At 47.3% G+C, this 20,177-nt stretch carries 16 protein-coding genes, 2 pseudogenes and 2 riboswitches; of the genes and pseudogenes, 12 read left to right on the plus strand and 6 right to left on the minus strand.

Annotation, left to right across the window (positions count from 1 at the left end; translation table 11 throughout):
- The first annotated feature begins 444 nt into the window (after positions 1 to 444).
- The 5 genes from I656_RS07760 (at position 445) to I656_RS07740 (ending at position 5,773) form a co-directional block, all read left to right on the plus strand.
- Positions 445 to 1,449: a LacI family DNA-binding transcriptional regulator gene (locus tag I656_RS07760; protein ID WP_020755131.1), complete on the plus strand. Its 1,005-nt coding sequence runs from the start codon at positions 445 to 447 to the stop codon at positions 1,447 to 1,449.
- 140 nt (positions 1,450 to 1,589) lie between these two features.
- On the plus strand, positions 1,590 to 2,669 hold the full coding sequence (locus I656_RS07755) for a Gfo/Idh/MocA family protein (RefSeq protein WP_033005682.1): 1,080 nt from the start codon (positions 1,590 to 1,592) through the stop codon (positions 2,667 to 2,669).
- Positions 2,670 to 2,787: 118 nt separating this feature from the next.
- Entirely contained in the window at positions 2,788 to 3,537 is a 750-nt protein-coding gene (locus tag I656_RS07750) for a ThuA domain-containing protein (RefSeq protein WP_011231598.1), read from the plus strand.
- Entirely contained in the window at positions 3,534 to 4,688 is a 1,155-nt protein-coding gene (locus I656_RS07745; protein ID WP_020755133.1) for a Gfo/Idh/MocA family protein, read from the plus strand. The genes I656_RS07750 and I656_RS07745 overlap by 4 nt, the downstream gene beginning before the upstream one ends.
- A gap of 113 nt (positions 4,689 to 4,801) precedes the next feature.
- Entirely contained in the window at positions 4,802 to 5,773 is a 972-nt protein-coding gene (locus I656_RS07740) for a sugar phosphate isomerase/epimerase (RefSeq protein WP_020279282.1), read from the plus strand.
- Between the two features lie 59 nt (positions 5,774 to 5,832).
- Here I656_RS07740 and I656_RS07735 read toward each other — a convergent pair whose 3' ends face one another.
- The 6 genes and pseudogenes from I656_RS07735 to I656_RS17950 all read right to left on the minus strand — a co-directional run.
- Positions 5,833 to 6,300 (minus strand): CBO0543 family protein, encoded by a 468-nt coding sequence (locus tag I656_RS07735; RefSeq protein WP_020755134.1) that lies wholly within the window; start codon positions 6,298 to 6,300, stop codon positions 5,833 to 5,835.
- 165 nt (positions 6,301 to 6,465) lie between these two features.
- Positions 6,466 to 6,798 (minus strand): hypothetical protein, encoded by a 333-nt coding sequence (locus tag I656_RS07730; protein WP_020755135.1) that lies wholly within the window; start codon positions 6,796 to 6,798, stop codon positions 6,466 to 6,468.
- A 69-nt stretch (positions 6,799 to 6,867) separates the two neighbouring features.
- Positions 6,868 to 7,326: a CBO0543 family protein gene (locus I656_RS07725; RefSeq protein ID WP_020755136.1), complete on the minus strand. Its 459-nt coding sequence runs from the start codon at positions 7,324 to 7,326 to the stop codon at positions 6,868 to 6,870.
- 302 nt (positions 7,327 to 7,628) lie between these two features.
- The gene (locus tag I656_RS07720; protein WP_015375204.1) at positions 7,629 to 8,159 is read right to left on the minus strand and encodes an IS630 family transposase; all 531 of its coding nucleotides are present in this window, start codon (positions 8,157 to 8,159) and stop codon (positions 7,629 to 7,631) included.
- Positions 8,156 to 8,686 (minus strand): winged helix-turn-helix domain-containing protein, encoded by a 531-nt coding sequence (locus tag I656_RS07715; protein WP_020755138.1) that lies wholly within the window; start codon positions 8,684 to 8,686, stop codon positions 8,156 to 8,158. Before I656_RS07715 ends, I656_RS07720 begins: the two co-directional genes overlap by 4 nt.
- A gap of 507 nt (positions 8,687 to 9,193) precedes the next feature.
- A pseudogene (locus I656_RS17950) lies at positions 9,194 to 9,630 on the minus strand (transposase); the annotation flags it as partial.
- A gap of 333 nt (positions 9,631 to 9,963) precedes the next feature.
- Positions 9,964 to 10,107: riboswitch (guanidine-I (ykkC/yxkD leader) on the plus strand.
- Between the two features lie 67 nt (positions 10,108 to 10,174).
- On the opposite strand from I656_RS17950, the gene I656_RS07710 reads away from it, so the two are divergent.
- The 7 genes and pseudogenes from I656_RS07710 to atzF all read left to right on the plus strand — a co-directional run bounded on the left by I656_RS07710 (position 10,175) and on the right by atzF (position 20,130).
- Complete coding sequence (locus tag I656_RS07710; protein WP_033005684.1) at positions 10,175 to 11,191, plus strand: ABC transporter substrate-binding protein; 1,017 nt, start codon at positions 10,175 to 10,177, stop codon at positions 11,189 to 11,191.
- 12 nt (positions 11,192 to 11,203) lie between these two features.
- Positions 11,204 to 12,013, plus strand: a complete 810-nt coding sequence (locus I656_RS07705; protein ID WP_020755142.1) for an ABC transporter permease — start codon at positions 11,204 to 11,206, stop codon at positions 12,011 to 12,013.
- Positions 12,014 to 12,072: 59 nt separating this feature from the next.
- The gene (locus I656_RS07700) at positions 12,073 to 12,765 is read left to right on the plus strand and encodes an ABC transporter ATP-binding protein (protein ID WP_020755143.1); all 693 of its coding nucleotides are present in this window, start codon (positions 12,073 to 12,075) and stop codon (positions 12,763 to 12,765) included.
- 218 nt (positions 12,766 to 12,983) lie between these two features.
- Positions 12,984 to 13,088: riboswitch (guanidine-I (ykkC/yxkD leader) on the plus strand.
- A 212-nt stretch (positions 13,089 to 13,300) separates the two neighbouring features.
- Positions 13,301 to 14,017 (plus strand): urea amidolyase associated protein UAAP1, encoded by a 717-nt coding sequence (locus tag I656_RS07695; RefSeq protein ID WP_033005667.1) that lies wholly within the window; start codon positions 13,301 to 13,303, stop codon positions 14,015 to 14,017.
- A 37-nt stretch (positions 14,018 to 14,054) separates the two neighbouring features.
- Positions 14,055 to 14,699, plus strand: a complete 645-nt coding sequence (locus I656_RS07690) for an urea amidolyase associated protein UAAP2 (protein ID WP_020755145.1) — start codon at positions 14,055 to 14,057, stop codon at positions 14,697 to 14,699.
- Positions 14,700 to 14,729: 30 nt separating this feature from the next.
- Positions 14,730 to 18,370 (plus strand): annotated as a pseudogene (gene uca / locus I656_RS07685) (urea carboxylase).
- Complete coding sequence (gene atzF, locus I656_RS07680) at positions 18,367 to 20,130, plus strand: allophanate hydrolase (RefSeq protein WP_020755148.1); 1,764 nt, start codon at positions 18,367 to 18,369, stop codon at positions 20,128 to 20,130. The pseudogene uca and the gene atzF overlap by 4 nt, the downstream one beginning before the upstream one ends.
- The last annotated feature ends 47 nt before the right edge of the window (positions 20,131 to 20,177 follow it).

Below are 20,177 nucleotides of genomic sequence, written 5' to 3' on the forward strand. Positions count from 1 at the left end.
TTTTTTCAACTCGACTTTCTCACTTTCAGTATACCCCATTTTGCCAAGATTCTGTTTTGTATTGGCTTCCCGTCATCCAAGCACCGACCTGCCAGCACCACAAATGTTCCTGAACTTTTGGTTCTTGTCGAAAGAGCGGGGGTGCGCTAGTCTTGGACAATGCTTGGATTCATCATGTGATACGTCTTTTATAGAGACGAAGTGTTGAACGCTGTCCCACCTACGCTTGCGCTTGGAGGTGGGGGGCATCGATTCATCCCATACTTACGCTTATGCGTGGAAGTGGAGGTCTTCCCGATGCGGGATGATAAAAATCCATTTCTTTATATGAGAAAGGGGCAAACCATGTCTAAGACGGATCGAAAAAACAACGCTTGACAACCGTCCTGTCTTTCCGATACGATGGTGATGTAATCGATTACATAAGCGAGAGGACTACGACCAATGGCAAGCATAAAAGACGTGGCGAAGCGGGCGAACGTATCGACGGCCACCGTGTCGCGCGTGCTGCGCAACGCGGGCAACGTCACTGAAGAGACAAGGCAGCGCGTGCTCGAAGCCATTGAAGCGCTGAATTACCAGCCGAACGTGCTCGGCCGGTATTTGCGGCGGATGGAGACCGAGACGGTGCTCGTCGTCGTGCCCGATATTACGAATCCGTTTTTCTCGAAGGTGCTGCGCGGCATTGAAGCGGTCGCCCTCAAGCACGGCTATCAGGTGCTGCTTGGCGATACGCAAAACGATGTCCGGCTTGAGGAGCAGTATTTGAATTTGCTGCCGCAGCGGCAAGTCGACGGGATGATTTTTTTGACCGCCCGCATCCGCAAAGAGCTGATGGAAGAGATGGCGGAGCAGTTTCCGATCGTCTTGGCGTGCGAGTATTTGGAAGGGGCGGACATCCCGACCGTTTCGATCGACAACATCAGCAGCGCCCGCAAGGCGACAGAACACTTGATCCGCCTCGGCCATCGCCGCATCGCTCACTTGTCCGGACCGATGGACGTTATTTTGAGCCGCGACCGGCTGCGCGGCTATTATCAAGCGTTGGCGCAGCACGAGATCGAAGTCGATGCGGCGCTCGTGCAGGAAGGTGATTTTACCTATGAGTCCGGATATCATTTGACGCTCAAGCTACTCGCCCTTGAGAAGCCGCCAACCGCGATTTTCGCCGCCAACGATGAGATGGCGATCGGGGCGGTTAAAGCCATTCGCCATCGCGGCGGGCGCGTTCCCGACGATGTAGCCGTTGTCGGATTTGACGACATTCACATGGCCTCGATTTTTGAACCGAGCCTTACAACCATCGCCCAGCCGATGTTTGAGATCGGCCAAAAAGCGATGGAGTTGCTGCTTCGGCTCATTGAAGGAATCGATGTCGAGCGGCGCCAGCTCGTTCTTCCCGACCGGCTTGTCATCCGCGATTCGTGTGGAGGCGGGCGCTCTGTCTGAAAAACTGGATAGAGCGTCCCGTTCCGGTCCTGGGGGACGGGCGGATTTTCTGGCGATGATGTAATCGATTACATCAAGCGAATGATGGGGAAGCGATGGAATATGGAAGCCGCAAACATAAAACGCAAGGGGGAAAAAGCATGGGGAACACGATTCCAATCCGCCTCGGCTTGATTGGAGCCGGAGGCATTTCCAAAGAACATATCAAGGCGGCGCTCACCCTGCCCGAGCGCGTCGTCTTGCAGGCGATTTGCGACGTCAATGAACAAGCGGCCGCGGAGAAAGCGAAAACGTACGGCATCCGCGAAGTGTATTGCGACTACAAGGAACTGCTCGCTTCACCAGATGTCGATGCCGTCATCATTACCGTGCCGAATTTTTTGCACGCCCAAGTGTCAGTCGACAGTTTGCGGGCCGGAAAACACGTTCTTTGCGAAAAGCCGATGGTGACGAAAGCGGAAGAGGCGGACGCCATCATCCGCGCCCGTGACGAATCGGGAAAACAGTTTATGGTGTCGTTGAACAACCGCTTCCGCCAAGCAGCGCAATGGCTGCATGAGCGAATCCAATCCGGTGCGTTCGGCGAGATTTATTACGCGAAAACGGGCTGGGTGCGCCGCCGCGGCATTCCCGCATGGGGGGCGTGGTTTTTTGACCGCGAACGCTCCGGCGGCGGCCCGCTCATCGATTTGGGCGTCCATATGCTCGATGTGACGCTTTGGCTGCTCGGGAACCCGAACCCGGTCGCGGTGACGGGGAAAACGTACGCGAAGTTCGGCCCGCGCCGCCAAGGGGCATGGCCGGGAACATCGTTTGCGCCTGATGCCGCCTATACGGTCGAAGATTTCGCCTCGGCGTTCATCCAGCTCGAAAACGACGCGACGGTGCTGCTGGAGACGAGCTGGGCGTCGCACATTGAAGAAGAGCGGGCATATGTCGAATTTCTTGGCACGGAAGGCGGCGTGCGCTGGGAGTGGAACATCGCCGGCAACCGCCAAGAAGTGAAATGGTTCCGCAACGAACACGGCGTTCCGGCCGATGTCACGCTTCATTTTGATGATCAAAGCGAACGGGTGGCGCTCCTTGACCATTTCTTGACGAGCATCGCCGAGAACACGCCGCCGCTTTGCACCGCTGAACAAGGGCTTACGATCGCCAAAGTGTTAGAAGCGATTTACGAATCGTCCGAAAAAGGGCGGCAAGTTCGCATCGAATGGTGAGAAACGCTCCATGAATCGCACTGGCGTCCCAACGAGTCGCGAACATGGGGAAACATTCCAAAAAACACTCGGCCTAGCCGCATACAGGCAGGCCGAAAGAACCAAGGGGGATCAATGAATGACTACACCCATCCGCGTTGTCGTCTGGAACGAATTTCGCCATGAAAAGAAAGATGAACAGGTAAGAGCGATTTATCCGGAAGGAATGCATACCGTCATCGCGAACTACCTAGCCGAAGCAGGGTTTGACGCCGCGACCGCTGTCTTGGACGAACCGGAGCACGGCTTGACCGACGAGGTGCTCGACCGGTGCGACGTCCTCGTCTGGTGGGGGCATATCGCCCATGACGAAGTGAAAGATGAGGTTGTCGAACGCGTCCACCGCCGCGTGCTGGAAGGAATGGGGCTCATTGTCCTTCATTCCGGCCATTTCTCGAAAATTTTCAAAAAGCTGATGGGGACGACATGCAATTTGAAATGGCGCGAGGCGGATGAAAAAGAGCGTCTCTGGGTCGTCGCCCCGGGCCATCCGATCGTCGAAGGGATCGGGCCGTACATCGAGCTTGAGCAGGAAGAAATGTACGGCGAGTTTTTCGACATCCCAGAGCCGGACGAAACGATTTTCATCAGCTGGTTTGAAGGCGGGGAAGTGTTCCGCAGCGGCTGCACGTTCACGCGCGGGAAAGGGAAAATTTTCTACTTCCGCCCTGGCCATGAAACGTATCCGACGTACCATCACCCGGATGTGCTGAAAGTGATCGCCAACGCCGTCCGCTGGGCCGCGCCGGTCAACCGCGGGGAAATCGTTTTCGGCAACGTCAAGCCGCTTGAGCCGATCAAAGCGAAACAAGGAGGAGTGACGCAGTGAAACCGATCAACGTCGGCATTATCGGCACGGGCTTTTCCGCTTCTTCCCATATTGAGGCGCTCCGCCGCCTGCCGTTCGTGAACATTGTCGCCATCGCTTCAAGCAGCCAAGAAAAAGCGGAGGAAGCCGCGCGCCGATTCGGGATTCCGAAAGCGTACGGCGATTACCGCGCCTTGGTGGACGACCCGGACGTCGAAGCCGTGCACAACTGCACGCGCAACGTCCTCCATTTCCCGATCAACAAGGCCGTGCTTGAGGCGGGAAAACATTTGTTGTCGGAAAAGCCGCTCGCCATGGACAGCGAACAGTCGGCGGAATTGAAGCGGCTCGCTGAACAAAGCGAAAGCCTTAGCGCGGTCTGCTTCAACTACCGCCACTACCCGCTCGTTGTCGAGGCGAAAGAGCGGCTTGCCCGTGAGGCGAAGCGCGTCCATTTCGTGTACGGCGGCTATGTGCAAGACTGGCTCTTGTATGACACGGACTACAACTGGCGGCTCGACCCGGCGCAAAACGGCCCGTCGCGCGCCATCGCCGACATCGGTTCGCATTGGTGCGACACGGTGCAATACGTGCTCGGCAAGAAAATCGTCGAAGTGTTCGCCGACTTGCGCACTGTCCATCCGGTCCGCTACAAGCCGAAGCAGGAAGGGAGCACGTTTACATCCGGCCACAACCAAGACGCCGAGCCCGTCCAGATTGACACGGAAGACGGCGGCAGCGTGCTCGTCCATTTTGACGACGGCACCCACGGGGCGTTTACGATTTCCCAAGTGAGCGCCGGCCGCAAAAACCGGCTCTATTTTGAAATCGCCGCCGATGAGATGACGCTCGCCTGGGACCAAGAGCACCCGAACCGCCTCTGGGTCGGGCGCCGCAACGGCCCGAACGAAGAAATCGTCCGCGATCCAGCACTCTTGTCGCCGCAAGCCGCCGCTTACGCCCATTATCCAGGCGGCCATGAAGAAGGCTGGCCGGACGGGCTGAAAAATTTGTTCCGTGATTTTTACAGCGCCATCATCCGGAAACAACGCGGTGAGGCGCTCGGGGAACTGCCGTTTGCGACGATCGCTGACGGCCACCATACGATGACGATCGTCGACGCCATTTTGGAAAGCCATCGCACCAAACGGTGGGTGCGGGTGGCGGAATAAGCGGCGTCAGCGCGGCCAGCACGGGCGCGAACGGCGCGCCAAAACAAAACGACACGGCGGAGCCGGCCGCCGACCGGCCGGCTTCACACCGCTAGAAAGGGGAGAAGAACGAGATGAAAGTAGGCGTATTTACTGTTTTGTATCAACAGCTGCCGTTTGAGGAGATGCTGGACAAAGTCGCCGCCATGGGCATCGAAGCCGTTGAGCTTGGCACCGGCAATTACCCGGGCAGCGCCCATTGCGATCCCGACGCGCTGTTGGATCAGCCGGAAAACATCAAAGCGCTGAAAAAAGCTGTCGCCGACCGCGGCCTCGTCATCAGCGCGTTAAGCTGCCATGGCAACCCGCTTCATCCGGACAAAACGTTCGCGAAACAGTCACATGACACGTGGCGGAAAACGGTCAGGCTCGCCGAGCAGCTCGAAGTCCCGGTCATCAACGCCTTCTCCGGCTGCCCGGGCGACCATCCCGGCGCCAAATACCCGAACTGGGTCACATGCTCCTGGCCGCCGGATTACTTGGAAATTTTAAAATGGCAATGGGAAGAAGTCGTCATTCCGTACTGGCGCGAAGAAGCCGCGTTCGCCAAGGAGCACGGCATCACGCAAATCGCTTTTGAAATGCATCCGGGCTTTGTCGTCTACAACCCGGAAACGCTCCTCAAACTGCGCGAACATGTCGGCGACGCGATCGGCGCCAACTTCGACCCGAGCCACCTGCTTTGGCAAGGCATCGACCCGGTTGAGGCGATCAAACTGCTCGGCCGCGAAAAAGCGATTTTCCATGTCCATGCGAAAGACACGTACCTAGACGAAACGAACATCCGCAAAAACGGCGTGCTCGATACGAAACATTACAGCCAAATCCTCGACCGCTCATGGGTGTTCCGCACCGTCGGCTACGGACAAAGCGAAAAAATGTGGCGCGACATCGTCAGCGCCCTGCGCGCCGTCGGCTACGACTACGTGCTGTCGATCGAGCATGAAGACATGCTCGCTTCGATCGATGAAGGGCTGTCCAAAGCCGTCGCGCTTTTGAAAAAGGTGCTGTTCAAAGAAGAACTGCCGGAGATGTGGTGGGCGTAAAAAATAGCGGCAAGGGAACACGATCCCTTGCCGCCTGCCGTTTCAAACGCCTGCGCCAGTCAGCCAACCGTCTGCCCCCATTTGTCAATGAGCTTCATCAACATGCGGACGAAAAACGATAAGGCAAAAATGGTGACAAATGAATGCATCCATGTCCATCGATGATACTCAATCAAATCCGTATGCTTTTCATACAACACCTCAACAGCCGTTAACGCAGCGGCATACAGCGCACATTGGCCGATGATTCCAGGAAGGCGCGAGCGGCGGGAAGTTTGATAGAAATACACACAGATGATCGGATACAGGAAGTATTCAAACAAAACGCTCGTCTCGAAATAGCGCCCTAAAAACCGGACGGGATACTCAAGCCAATGGTCTTCAACGACGATCACCCCAAAAAAAGTAGAAAAATACGCTTTCAACAGGAACACTATCACCTTTTCCTTGACTGGCGGGGTTCGCAAGGCGAAAAACAACAAGATCATCCCAACAACAAGCAGCGCCCACAAATGGATCCGGTCCATGGCTTATCGTCCCCTGTGAAGAATTTGCCTACTTTGCTAGTATGCACAGCCGAACAACGATCTTATTCCGTCCAGTTGTGTTTGCCCCAAACTAGAACGCCGCCCACCCGCTGCACCAATCGCGAAAGAGACCCCCAACGCCCGCAGAGGGGCCAACCGCCTGCTTTATACCGCCCGCGCCGTTTGACGGCCGACGCGCCCTTTCATGAACAGCAGCCGGTGCCCGTCCACCGTCAAATCAATCATCGCGCCATCGAACACGTCATCGCCTGACTTTTTTCCGTTCGCCTGCAAATACGCGACCCGATACCACTTGCGCCCATACTCAAAATACATGTACCGCCCGCGCCGGAAATCGATCCAAAACTTCACCCGCTCACCGTTTACGCTCTTCCACACATACCCCCACGCCCGGTCTTGGCGGATCGGCGCCATTTTTGGACGCGCGGAATTGATGGCTTCATAATACAGGCGGTGTTTGATGTCAAACAGCACCATCCCGTTTGCCTCCTTTTGGACATGATACTATATGTATAGCGCCAAACGGGCAAAAATAGACATGCTGGCTCACTCATTTCGTCTCAGCATTCGCCCAGCGAGCAACCGAACGGCCAACGTCAACAGAAACATTGTAACGAGTGAGTATTCCCACTTCCAACCATGATATTCGATCAAATCCGTATGCCGTTCAAAGACAACCTCAAGGGCTGTCAGCACCGCCGCATACCCCGCGCATTGCGCCGCCACACCCGGCCAGCGCGCTCGGCGCGAGGTGGCATAGACGTACACACTGACAACCGGATAGAGAAGATATTCAAAAATGACGCTGTTATTTATATAAGAAGCAAAAAAACGGACCGGATACTCGAGGAGCCCGGCCCCCGCCACGATCGAACCGAAAAAACTCGCCGCATATGCATTGAGCAAAAACGAAAGCCATACTTCCCTTGGTGAAAAAACGCGGAAGCTGAGCCCCAGCAAACCGATGCCCACCGCAACAAGCGCCCAGAGAATCCATTGTTCCATGATCGCCCCCTGGATGCGAATGATGTCGATTTTTCTTTAGTATGGGATGAGGGAGGGGGGAGTATGTGAATTTTTTAGTGTTTTCATTTTACGACAGCGCAATAGGCCTTAGAAGTGATGGTCTTATGTATGTTCTGTCCTATGAAAAAAAGTGGAATTTTGTAAAATAGTAGGCTCTTCACCACAAAATATACTTGACAATCAGGTTGTTTTCTGATCAAGGGTACAAAAAATGCGAAATTTCCTGTATGGTAAAGGTGACCAAACCATTATAAATGCACCTTGAAAAGTTAACCTTTGCATCACGCTGCACACCCCAAGCGTCGAAGCACCTCTTCCGGTTGTTGATCTATATATTCCATAAACCGGGCAATGGCTTGGTCAATATCCATTTGATCTTTGTGAAACACATTGGCAATGACCGCATCCTTGAGCCATTTCCACAAGCGTTCGATGGGATTCAGCTGTGGGGAATAAGGAGGTAAAAAGATCAAGTGAAACGATTCCCCTTCTTGGCGCAAGAAATCTCTCACCATTTTGGCATGGTGGATGCGGGCATTGTCGAGCACGAGCACGATCAGCTGGTCTGGATAACGGCTCTTCAAGATCTTTAAAAAATCCAAAAACGTCGTCGCATTCGCAGCGACTGCTCGATGAAGAACGGTGTCCCCATTGAGCACATTCACCGCCCCAAATACAGAAACGTGGGCATGATGGCCGTACGTGGGCACTTGTTTTTGCCGGCCTGCCTCCGACCAAGTGGCCCGCAGGATTTGATAAGACCGGACATGAGTTTCATCGGCATATAAAAGAATCGTATCGGGAGTGATCAGTTTTTTTTAATGAGATCCATTTGTTTCTCAAACGCCTGCTGTTGTTCGGCATCGCCTTTGGCCAGGGTATAGGTGGGACGAGTCCAAGACAATCTCATTCGATGTAAAAGTTTGCGAATTCCTTCCCGGTACATGTCCACCTCGTAGTGTTCGCGGATATAAGACTGAAGAATCCGCGTATTCCAAGAAGAAGCGATGTCCCAACCGAGTTCGGCCGGGGTGTGGGTCAAGATCGTCTGTTTCAGTTCCTGTTGCTGTTCCAGTGTCAAAAACGGCTCCCGGCCCGGCGGATATTTCCGATCGAGCAGGAGATCGAGCCCTCCTTCGTTGAATAAGGAGACATAAAATGCGACGCTTTGGCGGCACAGGTTGAGCATGGAAGCGACGTCTTTCCCCAGATACCCTTCCATGACGAGGCGAACGGCCATGACGCGTTGACGCAGGGAAATGTTTTTGATTTTTTTCTCTTCCTTTCGAAGGGTTCGTGGCGTCCATCCATGGTCATTGGTGATTTTCAATCGTTTCATTCCGTTTCCGCTCCTTTTCTTCGTGAAGTACCTAGGAGCAGTATAACCGGGGTGGAAGCCACTTATACGGACGTTAATGTTTCAATGTGCATCTATATGGATGAAACAGAAGCAAACGATTTATCAGTTCATTGTAAAAGTAGTTTCGCTAGTTAGTATAGTATATGGTTTATACTATATGTATCACATTGGTATAGAAGAAGGACTGTTATTTTAAACATATACACCATCCCCGTCTTTCAAAGGAGAGAAGGGGATGGTTTTTGTTATTGTGACTAAAATACAAATATAAACGGATGTTTTTCACAATTGCAATATCATGAAAATATATATTCCATTTCGAAATGAGCTGGATCCATTTTTCTATGAAAATCCCCACTCCTCGACCAAATCAGTATACGCGTTGATCGGGCCGGATATACTGAAAAATGGCCAAAGAAGGCAATAGAAAAGCAGAGGTGCCCGATTTTAGGGCATCTCGTATATTCTGTCCGCCTTTTGGCTATACTAATTAAGTTGTGGGTGGCGGAACGGCTCCTTGCGGGAGATCATGCAAAAGATGATCGTAAGCATTCGCCTTGCTGTGGCGATGAGTGCTTTTTTCTTCCCGCGTCGGGACGCCAACGACCAAAAATTCCTCGCTAATGGGTGATTCTTGGATCGAGCCACTGACCATGCCGCCTCGCATAATGCCGATCGGAGATGGGGATTGCCTTTGGTGGTTCGCGTACTCTTTCGCTTTCCGGCGCTTTCATGGTTGCTGGGGGGTCAATCCGGTCCATGAGGCGGCGCGCTCCGGTGTTTCGAGTACGCTCATATCGGTTCCCATCTCGGCAATCACGACGGCGGCGGTTTCTTTTTTTACTCCGGGCATGGTCATCAGAAGTTCCACTTCCTGTTTAATATTGTTGTAACAGCTGATCGATGCGTTGATCGATTTTTTTAAATCAAGTGTGTTAGGCATTTTCTGTTCGTAGTCACCTTTCCAAATGAAAGGGCTCACATGGGTGGCACCAAACGAACTATAACAGTTTTATGCACAGGGTCGAACCACCATTAAAAAGAACGTCTTTTTAATCTGTTTGTGTTTCTCATTCATTATGGGAAAGAGTGACTGATTTTCATGCATGGGTGGAGAGAGAATTTTTCTTATGGATGTTTTGTGTAAAAAAATATACAAAAACAATGTTAGAAAATATAACAAATTCATTGAACGATTTATCTTTGACTTTTACACTGTTAATTGAAAAGAAGAGAAAGGTTGCACAATTGAATAGTAAAAAGCTCTCTAGGGTTCCGTTAACAAGATAAACTGTGTATTGCAAAAAAAGTGTCTTGTTAAGTCTGGTCCAAGAGAGAGCGTATAGAAAAACGCTTAAAGCGTTTTTCTATATACACGGAGGGATAAAAGCCCGGGAGGACTTAGTACTTTTGAGCTTTTTATCCCTCATTTTATTTTTAACAAAATTGTTTATCGAGGTGAGAAAGATGAAAAGAAATTGGGGAGTAACCTATCTTTTAGCCATCATCTTGTTATTGGCAACAGCCTGTGGAAATTCGTCTACCAGCACGAAAGAGGATGGAAGTAAAAGTCAACCGATCAAAATCGGGTTTAGTGCATTGCCCAGCTGGTATTTGTGGCATTTAGTTGAAGAAAAAGGTTTTTTTAAAAAGCATGGAGTCGATGTAGAACTTGTATGGTTTCCGGTTTATGCTGATTCTCTTTCTGCATTAAATACTGGAAAAATTGATGCCAACAGCCAAGCGCTCATTGACACGATTTCTCCTATTGAAAAAGGAGTTGATTTAAAAGTTGTGTTCATTACTGATAACTCATTGGGAGGAGATGGACTAGTTGCTACTAAGGATATTAAGACCGTTGCTGACTTAAAAGGAAAGAAAGTCGGCACAGAAATTGGAACTATCGAGCACTTCTTTATGCTTACTGCTTTGAAAGAAGCTGGGTTAAGCGAATCGGATGTGAAATTCACTAATTTGACGGTTCAAGATGCTGGGAATTCGTTTATTGCTGGCAAGCTGGATGCGGCTGGGTTGTGGGAGCCATTCTTGAGTATGGCAGTGGAAAAAGGAAAGGGGCATAAGCTGGTGACATCCGCTGATTTTCCAGGACTTATTGCCGATGTTTTTGTTGTAAGAGAGGAAATCTTAAATACTCGAAAGGAGGATATTCAAAAAATAGTAGCTGCTTGGTTTGATGCAGTGAACTATCTCTCTAACCATTATGATGAATCGATCCAGTTAATAGCTGAACAAGCTGGGATCTCTAAAGAAGAACTTGACGCTGGGATGAAGGGATTTAAGTTATTTTCGCCAGAGGAAAACATAAGGGCATTTCAAGAAGGAAATACGTATCAGTCGATTTATTATACAGCTCGAAAAAATGCAGAATTCTTAAAAGAATTAGGTTTTATTCAAGAAATACCTGATTTGGACCAATTAGTTGATCAGACATTCATCAATGAAGAAATTAGGAGAAACAAATAAGGAGCTGATTTTATGGAATGGAGACAGGAGAGAAGAAACAATTGGAGGTTGCTGAGAATCCGTGAAGATATTTCTAAACAATGGTACTTTACTGGCGTAGCGGTAGCGTTTCTAGTTTTACTGGGCGTTTGGATTGGATTAAGTTACTTTAAATTCGTTGACGAAGTCTTTCTTCCCTCTCCTTTAAGTGTCATTCAGGCGTTATTTTTATCTTTGCTTAGTGTTGAATATTGGAAGGAAATTGGAATAAGTGTGTACCGCGTGTTTATGGGATTTTTACTGTCGTGTTTATTAGGTATACCTCTTGGAATTTTGGCAGGAACATTTAAATTTGCAGAATCGTTTGTTGTACCAATTTCTGAGTTTTTCCGTTATATGCCAGCTGCTGCTTTCATTCCGTTGATCATGGTGTGGGCTGGAATTGGGGAAACAGCCAAAATTCTTGTTATTTTCATAGGATGTTTTTTCCAAGTAGTATTAATGGTGGCGGATAATGCAAACCAAGTTCACAAGGATTTGCTTTACGCTTCTTACACTCTTGGAGCCAACCGCTGGCAAGTCATTTCGAGAGTGATTATTCCTGCTATGCTTCCGCAATTAATGACGACTATGAGACTCATTATGGGATGGGCTTGGACTTATTTAGTAGTAGCGGAACTCGTAGCTGCCAATAGTGGTCTGGGATATACCATTATGAAAGCACAACGTTTTTTGGATACGAATTCCATATTTGTTGGCATTATTGTAATTGGACTGTTAGGGTTAATCATTGATCGTTGCTTTGCAATTATCAATAAAAAGTTATTTCCTTGGGTTGAATGAAGGGGGAATTTAAATGCTGAGCGCAGTAAAGAATGATTATTTAACGCAAGAATCAAAAATTGAAATCGAAATTCAGAATCTATCGAAAATATACAAAACAAAAAAACGGCTCATTTCAGGCGTTAGAAAATGTGTCTCTATATGTAAAAAACGAAGAATTTGTATCCATCCTTGGTCCTTCAGGATGTGGAAAATCAACGATTTTAAGGATATTGGCTGGTTTAGAAGAACATACTTCGGGAAGTGTGAAAGTCTCGGGAGAAGAGGTGAGAGGACCTAGCAGAAAACGAGGAATGGTATTCCAATCGTATACCCTTTTTCCTTGGCTGACAGTAAGAGAAAATATTGAATTTGGGCTCAAGCTGAAAGGGATGAAGGAAAAAGAGAGGAGAGAAATTTCTGATCGTTATTTAGAACTGGTGGGATTAGAAAAGTTTGCTAACTCATATAGTAAGGAATTGTCTGGGGGAATGAAGCAACGTGTGGCGATCGCTCGGGCCTTAGCCAATCAACCTGAAGTGTTGTTAATGGATGAGCCTTTTGGAGCTTTAGACGCGCAAACAAAGCAATCCATGCAAAAATTATTGCTAGATATATGGAAAAAAGAGAAGACAACTATTGTATTCATTACACATGATATCGATGAGGCCCTCTTTCTTTCGCAACGGATTTATGTCATGGAGCAAGGCCGGGGAGAATTGTCGAAGAGATTGATGCAGATTTGCAATTATTCAAAGATGGAGAACTCGTAGACGTAGAACGATTTATGAAAATGAAAAAGCACATCATTTCTCTATTACATCATTAATTTTTAAAAACGTCTGCGAGTAAGCTTTGAGCGATGCCCGAGCATGGGAAATAAATACGACTCATGCCCTGGTGGGGGTTCTCACAGAACACGTCCATGAGATGCTTTCTCCTCCATTATTAAAGACAGCGTCTTGTGGATTAGGTTCAAAGAAAAATGAATAACAAAGTTTTCTAGGGTTCCGCAGATTAATTAGTATCTGGTCTGGTCCGAGAGAAAACGCACAGTGAGAAACTGTGTGCACGGAGGGATAAAAGCCCGGGAGGTGTCAGTGAAGACAATTTTTGTCTCGTTGTTGCCTCCTTTTGATTTTCTAACTCAGTAAAGGAGTAGTGGTCGCGAAGTGTACCTATGGATTGTTAGATATCAACAAAACTGAAAGAACATGTTATGGATTTTGTCGAAAAATATTTTTTGGCACCCATGAGAGGCCAAGAAATCTTGATATATCAACATTTTTAAAGGGAGGTTTACCGGTCATGAAACAATACTGGTCTAAATTGTTAGTTCCTGGAGGAAAGTGGTCTGGAGTGATTGGAAAGGGGAAATGTATTCGTTTTACGGCTCTCGATCAAGGTGCAAATGTTTCATTATTGCTGTATAACGCAAAGGATAAGTTTGAACGTTATAACATGCCGGATACACTAAAGGCCCAGCATACGTTTTACTTGACGAAGGGGAATGTACTGTTGAGTGACAACGGACGGGTGTTGGTTAGTATTATCGAGGATAGTGTTGGTTGGCATGATACTGTTTCAGGTTATACTACTCGAGAAATGACAGATGCCAAATATGGAGTGACTACCTATCAACAATTACGAAATGACTGGCTTCGCAGCGGAGAAGAAAATTTTGCGATGGAACTAGTTCGAAATGGATTGGGACTGAGAGATTTAGTTCCTGTTGTTAATCTTTTCTCAAAAGTGTATTGCGACCATCGGGGAGATATGCATTTTGTCGTTGATCATTGCCAAAAAGGAGATACGGTCACATTGCGAACAGAAATGGATGTATTGCTTATACTTTCTAATACGCCCAATCCGTTAGATCCAAGAACTTCTTATCCTTCTGTACCTGTAAAGATGGAAGTATATGACGCTGAGACTGTAAAGCAGGACGATTATTGTCTTAACTTTTGCCCAGAAAATCGGCGAGCGTTTGAAAATACATTGGAGTATTACCAATTAATGAGTTGATGTTATACAAAAAATCATTAAGGGAGGAAAGGAAACAATGTTAAATCAAGTAGAAAGTCCTCGAAAAGTAGAAAATGCCGTATATAACACAATTGTTCCGGCTGGAACAGGGTGGATGCGTGAATTGCTTCCAGGTCAAGTGCTTCGGATCGTTGATTTAGAAGGAAATCAAGCGGTTGATACGCTATTTTTTGATTCGGAAAATCCGGAAGATCATTACAGTGCTGTAGCGACAATTACCGCTCAGAAAAACATTTATCTAACAACGGGATCTATATTACGTTCAGAGTCTGGAAAGGAATTGCTAAAAATCGTTGCTGATACATGTGGGAGACACGATACGCTAGGTGGGGCTTGCTCTGCTCAGAGCAATACGGTGCGTTATTCTCATGACACCTTATTTATGCATAACTGCCGTGATACATTTATGCTTCTTTTGGCTCAACATGGCGGAAACTATACCAAAAGAGACTTGGCGCCAAATGTGAACTTTTTTATGAATGTTCCTGTTACGCCGGAGGGGAATTTGGAATTTGCGGATGGAATTTCTGGTCCGGGACGGTATGTTGAACTGCTTGCTTTGCGCCGGACTATGGTATTGATAAGCAATTGTCCGCAATTAAACAATCCATGTAATGCTTATAATCCTACACCGATCCAGTTGCTAATTTGGAACAAATAAAAAATTATAAGAGAAAATGGGGGGATATGGATGTTTAAAAAAGTTCTCATTGCCAATCGTGGCGCTATCGCTGTTCGGATTGAGCGTACGTTGCGCAAGCTTGGTATTCCATCGGTGGCTGTATATACAAAAGCAGATCAAGACAGCCTCCATGTTGAATATGCCGACGAGGCGTCCTCATCGGGGACGGTCCTCCAAAAGACAGCTATTTAAATGCTGATCTTATTTTAAAAACAGCAATAGAAACAGGAGCCGATGCCATTCATCCTGGATACGGATTTTTAAGTGAAAATGCAGAGTTTGCTCGCGCTTGCCAGCAACAAGGCATTACGTTTATCGGACCTAATCCAGAGCAAATCGAAATGTTCGGATTGAAACATTCAGCCCGTGAAATTGCCAAAAAAGCAGGAATACCCCTGCTTCCGGGAACAGATCTCATTACAGAGATTGAGGAAGCATTGCGTCAGGCGGATGCGATTGGCTATCCTGTTATTTTAAAAAGTACAGCAGGTGGCGGAGGCATTGGGATGCGCCTTTGCGAAAATGAAGATGATTTGCGCTCTGCCTTTGAAGCAGTGCGCCATCTTGCTGAAGTAAATTTTAAAGATAACGGCGTTTTTTTAGAAAAGTATATACGAACAGCACGACATATTGAAGTTCAAATATTTGGAAATCGTTTTGGAGAGGTCGTGGCATTAGGTGAACGAGATTGTTCAATTCAGCGACGAAACCAAAAAGTGATTGAGGAGAGCCCTGCGCCTAATTTGCCAGAGCGGGTAAGAAAAGAGATGTTAGAAGCAGCTGAACGTCTCGCGGCGGATGTCAATTATCGGAATGCCGGTACCGTTGAGTTTCTTTATGATCCTCAAACAGAAGAATTTTACTTTTTAGAAGTCAATACTCGCCTTCAAGTAGAACATGGGGTTACGGAAGAAGTATTAGGCATTGATTTAGTTGAATGGATGATTCTGGAAGCTGCTGATGAGTTGCGCCATTTGCCATCGTTAGTAAAACAACCTCAAGGGCACAGCATTCAAGTCCGTTTATATGCAGAAGATTGTTTCCATCAATTTCGTCCAAGCGCTGGCCAGATTGATCAAGTAATTTTTTCAGAAAAAGCGCGTGTTGAAACGTGGGTTAGAGACGGAGTGACGATCACAACACTTTATGACCCAATGGTAGCAAAAATCATTTCCCATGGAAAAAATAGGGATGAGGCGCTCCAAAAGTTGATTCAAGCATTAGAAGAGACACGATTATACGGAATTGCTACAAATCTTTCATATGTCGAGGCGGTTTTGAATGACAAAGAATTTCAAAAAGGCCATGTGTATACACGATTTTTACATGATTTTTCTCATGTAGAACATGCATTAGAAGTATTGGACGGAGGAATGCAAACAACTGTCCAAGACTGGCCTGGGCGAATTGGCTACTGGAATGTCGGGGTGCCTCCATCTGGACCGATGGACTCGCTTTCGTTTCGTATTGGAAATAAATTGCTTGGCAACGATGAGGGAGCACCTGGTTTAGAGCTAACATTACGTGGAGGTTCATACCGCTTTCGAGATGATATATGGTTTTGCATTACTGGAGCGGATATGAAAGCAACGCTTGATGGCGTTCCTATTCCGATGTATAAGCCGATTTTAGCGAAAAGAGGGCAAGTGCTTCAGTTTGGAGAAGCTGAGAAAGGAATGCGCACGTATTTGCTCGTTCGTGGAGGATTTGATATGCCTCGCATTCTAGGAAGTTCTTCTACATTTATACTTGGGGGATTCGGTGGGCATGGAGGACGTGCTTTGCGAACGGGAGATGTTCTTTCAGTTCGTACCGATTATAAATATCCACTCCATATAGAAGAACTTCCTGTCACAGCTAGACCAGCTTTTTCAAACACATGGACGATCGGTGTAATCCCAGGACCGCACTGTACAGAAGAATTTTTACATCCAGATTATCTTAAACAATTGACAGAAACAAAATGGGAAGTCCATTTTAACAGCTCACGTACAGGAGTTCGCCTTATTGGTCCTGCTCCTCAGTGGGCGCGCGAAGATGGAGGGGATGCCGGGCTCCATCCTTCGAATATTCACGACAATCCGTATGCAATCGGTACGCTGGATTTAACAGGAGACATGCCGATTCTTCTTGGACCCGACGGACCTAGCCTTGGGGGGTTTGTTTGCCCTGTGACAACAGCATCAGCTGAGTTATGGAAAATTGGGCAATTACGACCGGGCGATACGGTATGCTTTCGATTAATGACTCTTGATGAAGCAGAGACATTGCGAAAAGAAATGGAACATTATTTTCAGATGGTTGGAAATCATCAGGAAAGAGATACGATTACTGTTCCTGAATTACCAAAACAACGTATGGACATTTCTTCAAATTATCCATTGCTTGCTTACGAAGAAAAGAACAGAAGGTTTCCAATTACGATCCGCTGTTGTGGGGATGAAAATTTGCTGATAGAGTATGGTGGACTGGAATTGAATATTCTTTATCGTTTTCAAGTCCATGTGCTTATGCAAGCAATTCAAGAAAGTGGAAAGATTCCTTTTATTGATCTTACTCCTGGTATTCGATCGTTGCAAATTCATATCGATCCATCGCGAATATCAGTTAAAGAGGCGTGTCAATATGTTTTAGAATTGGATCGCACTTTGCCGCCTTTGGAATCGATTGAAGTGCCGTCACGAATTGTTCGCCTGCCGCTTTCTTGGGATGATCCAGCGGTAAGATTAGCAATAGAGCGTTATCAACAAAATGTTCGCCCGGATGCACCATGGTGTCCTAGCAATTTAGAATTTATTCGGAGAGTGAACGGTCTAGAGAGTATTGAAGATGTGAAACATATCGTATTTTCGGCCAACTATCTCGTTTTAGGGCTAGGAGATGTATATTTAGGTGCACCTGTAGCCATTCCAATTGATCCGCGGCATTGGCTTGTTACTACGAAATACAATCCAGCGCGGACATGGACCCCAGAAAATGCTGTAGGGATTGGTGGAACATATTTATGTGTATATGGTATGGAAGGCCCTGGGGGGTATCAACTTCTTGGGCGAACAGTACAAATGTGGAATAAGTTTCGTTCAACAAAAAATTTTGAATCTGGAAAACCTTGGCTTCTGCGCTTTTTTGATCAAATTCAGTTTTATCCGGTAGAGGCAGATGAACTTTTGCGTATTAGGGAAGATTTTTTGCGCGGTCGATTTGAAGTAGAAACAATTGAAACAACTTTTCGTTTGAAAGAATATCTTGATTTTCTTGAATCGATCAAAGACAGCGCCAAACGGTTCCGTGATCGTCAACAACAAGCGTTTTCTGAGGAGCGGGAACGTTGGAAAAAACTTGGTCTCGTAGAATACGTGCAAGAACATCATACAAAACCGGCAGATCATGAAGTCGACCTTCCAGACGGAGCAGTAGCCGTACGCAGCTCGATGCAGGGAAGTGTATGGAAAGTGTTGGTTTCTTCTGGACAGTATGTTCGCAAAGGAGATGTATTGATTATCGAGGAAAGCATGAAAATGGAATGTCCTCAAGTATCTCCTTGTAATGGATACATTGCTTCTGTCCACGTTCGTTCAGGTGAAGAAGTGCAAGCTGGGCAGATCATTGTCAGCATTTTTGAAGAAGATGCGGAGGTGCCAATGGCATGAGTATTCCACGTTTATTGACAATTGGATGGTTGCGCCAGATGTATGAAAAAGGGGAGATTACGCCGAAAGAGGTGATTGATGCAATTATTCAACGAGCTCAAAAAGAATCAAATATGAATATTTGGATTACACCGCCTTCACTCGATTGGATAGAACCATTTTTGGATCAATTGAAATATAAAGATTTTAAGACGTCCCCTCTATGGGGAGTCCCTTTTGCCATTAAGGATAATATTGATTTGGCAGGAATTCCTACGACAGCGGGTTGCCCTGATTATGCTTACGTTCCTTCAGAGCATGCACCAGTAGTTCAGAGACTGATTGATGCTGGGGCCATTCCGGTCGGCAAAACGAATTTGGATCAGTTTGCAACAGGGCTTGTTGGAGTAAGAAGCCCTTATGGAGAAACTCATAACGCCTTTCGTCCAGAGTTAATAAGCGGTGGATCTAGTTCAGGTTCTGCTGTCGCTGTGGCCCGGGGACATGCCGCTTTTGCGCTCGGGACAGATACAGCTGGATCAGGGCGCGTGCCGGCTGCGTTAAATCGCCTTATTGGATTTAAGCCCAGCTGCGGAGCATGGCCGGTAAGAGGAGTAGTTCCTGCATGCGCTAGTCTTGATTGCGTAACGGTATTTGCTCATCATTTAGATGATGTGTTACTAGTCGATTCGGTTGTAAGAGGGATAGATGAAAAAGATCCGTGGTCTAAGGAGATTCCATCTCCTGTGTTACAGCTTCCAAGCAAAATCTATCTACCACAAGGGACGCTTGACTTTTTCGGGCCATTTGCCAATGAATATAAGCATGCATGGGAGCGTGCTGTCATAAAATTGCAAACATTAGGGGTTCCTGTGGAATATATCGATATTCAGCCGTTTGCTAAAGCAGCTTCTTTGCTTTACGATGGTCCATTTGTTGCCGAACGATGGGCTGATTTAGGACCATTTATTGAGTCGCATCCGCAGTCTACATTCCCGGTAACAGAGCAAGTTTTGCGTTCTGGTTCGTCTTCTTATGATGCGGCATCGGTATTTCGAGCTTTGCACCAATTGCAGTCCATTAAATTAGACGTTCACAAACAGTTACAAAATGCTGTGTTCGTACTACCGACTTGTGGTGGAACATGGACGCGCGATCAAGTAAGAGAGGAACCGATTCGTACGAATAGCGATATGGGGCGTTATACCAATCATTGTAATTTATTAGATTTGTGTGCTGTTGCTGTACCTGCTGGCGATGCAGCCCTTGATCTACCATTTGGAGTTACATTTTTTGCACTCTCCGGACAAGAAGGGCTGATTTGCAGTGTTACCAATTTATTTTTATACGGCAACCAAGCACAGTTGCAATCGATTTTTTCTAAAGAAAACAAAGAAACAACATTAATTGCTGTTTGTGGTTTGCATATGAGAGGGTTTCCGTTGGAACAAGTAATGCACGAACATGGCGCGCGTTTTGTTTGTGAAGCGAGAACAGCAGCTAAATATCAGCTCTTTCGTCTTCCGACTCAGCCGGCCAAACCGGGACTCATCAAAAAGCGAGAGGGAGGAAGTGCTATTCAATTAGAAATATGGGAAATGCCGATCGATCGATTTGGCGCTTTTGTGGCCTCTATTCCATCTCCGCTTAGCATAGGAAAAGTAGAGTTGGAAGACGGTTCTGAAGTGCCCGGTTTTATATGTGAGCCATATATTGTTGAAGAAGCTGAAGACATTACAACATTCGGGGGATGGAAAAGAATTGTCCATGAACAGGCATAATGCATCATTCAATCTGTCCGAAGAGACAGGATACTGAAGAAAGTTTT

Origin of the sequence: Geobacillus sp. WSUCF1, from assembly GCF_000422025.1 — a bacterium.
Taxonomy (GTDB): domain Bacteria; phylum Bacillota; class Bacilli; order Bacillales; family Anoxybacillaceae; genus Geobacillus; species Geobacillus zalihae.

Coding starts and splice junctions, on each gene's coding strand:
- I656_RS07760 (WP_020755131.1), top strand. CDS start 445: ATGGCAAGCATAAAAGACGTGGCGAAGCGGGCGAACGTATCGACGGCC.
- I656_RS07755 (WP_033005682.1), top strand. CDS start 1,590: ATGGGGAACACGATTCCAATCCGCCTCGGCTTGATTGGAGCCGGAGGC.
- I656_RS07750 (WP_011231598.1), top strand. CDS start 2,788: ATGACTACACCCATCCGCGTTGTCGTCTGGAACGAATTTCGCCATGAA.
- I656_RS07740 (WP_020279282.1), top strand. CDS start 4,802: ATGAAAGTAGGCGTATTTACTGTTTTGTATCAACAGCTGCCGTTTGAG.
- I656_RS07735 (WP_020755134.1), bottom strand. CDS start 6,300: ATGGACCGGATCCATTTGTGGGCGCTGCTTGTTGTTGGGATGATCTTG.
- I656_RS07730 (WP_020755135.1), bottom strand. CDS start 6,798: ATGGTGCTGTTTGACATCAAACACCGCCTGTATTATGAAGCCATCAAT.
- I656_RS07725 (WP_020755136.1), bottom strand. CDS start 7,326: ATGGAACAATGGATTCTCTGGGCGCTTGTTGCGGTGGGCATCGGTTTG.
- I656_RS07715 (WP_020755138.1), bottom strand. CDS start 8,686: ATGAAACGATTGAAAATCACCAATGACCATGGATGGACGCCACGAACC.
- I656_RS07710 (WP_033005684.1), top strand. CDS start 10,175: ATGAAAAGAAATTGGGGAGTAACCTATCTTTTAGCCATCATCTTGTTA.
- I656_RS07705 (WP_020755142.1), top strand. CDS start 11,204: ATGGAATGGAGACAGGAGAGAAGAAACAATTGGAGGTTGCTGAGAATC.
- I656_RS07695 (WP_033005667.1), top strand. CDS start 13,301: ATGAAACAATACTGGTCTAAATTGTTAGTTCCTGGAGGAAAGTGGTCT.
- I656_RS07690 (WP_020755145.1), top strand. CDS start 14,055: ATGTTAAATCAAGTAGAAAGTCCTCGAAAAGTAGAAAATGCCGTATAT.
- atzF (WP_020755148.1), top strand. CDS start 18,367: ATGAGTATTCCACGTTTATTGACAATTGGATGGTTGCGCCAGATGTAT.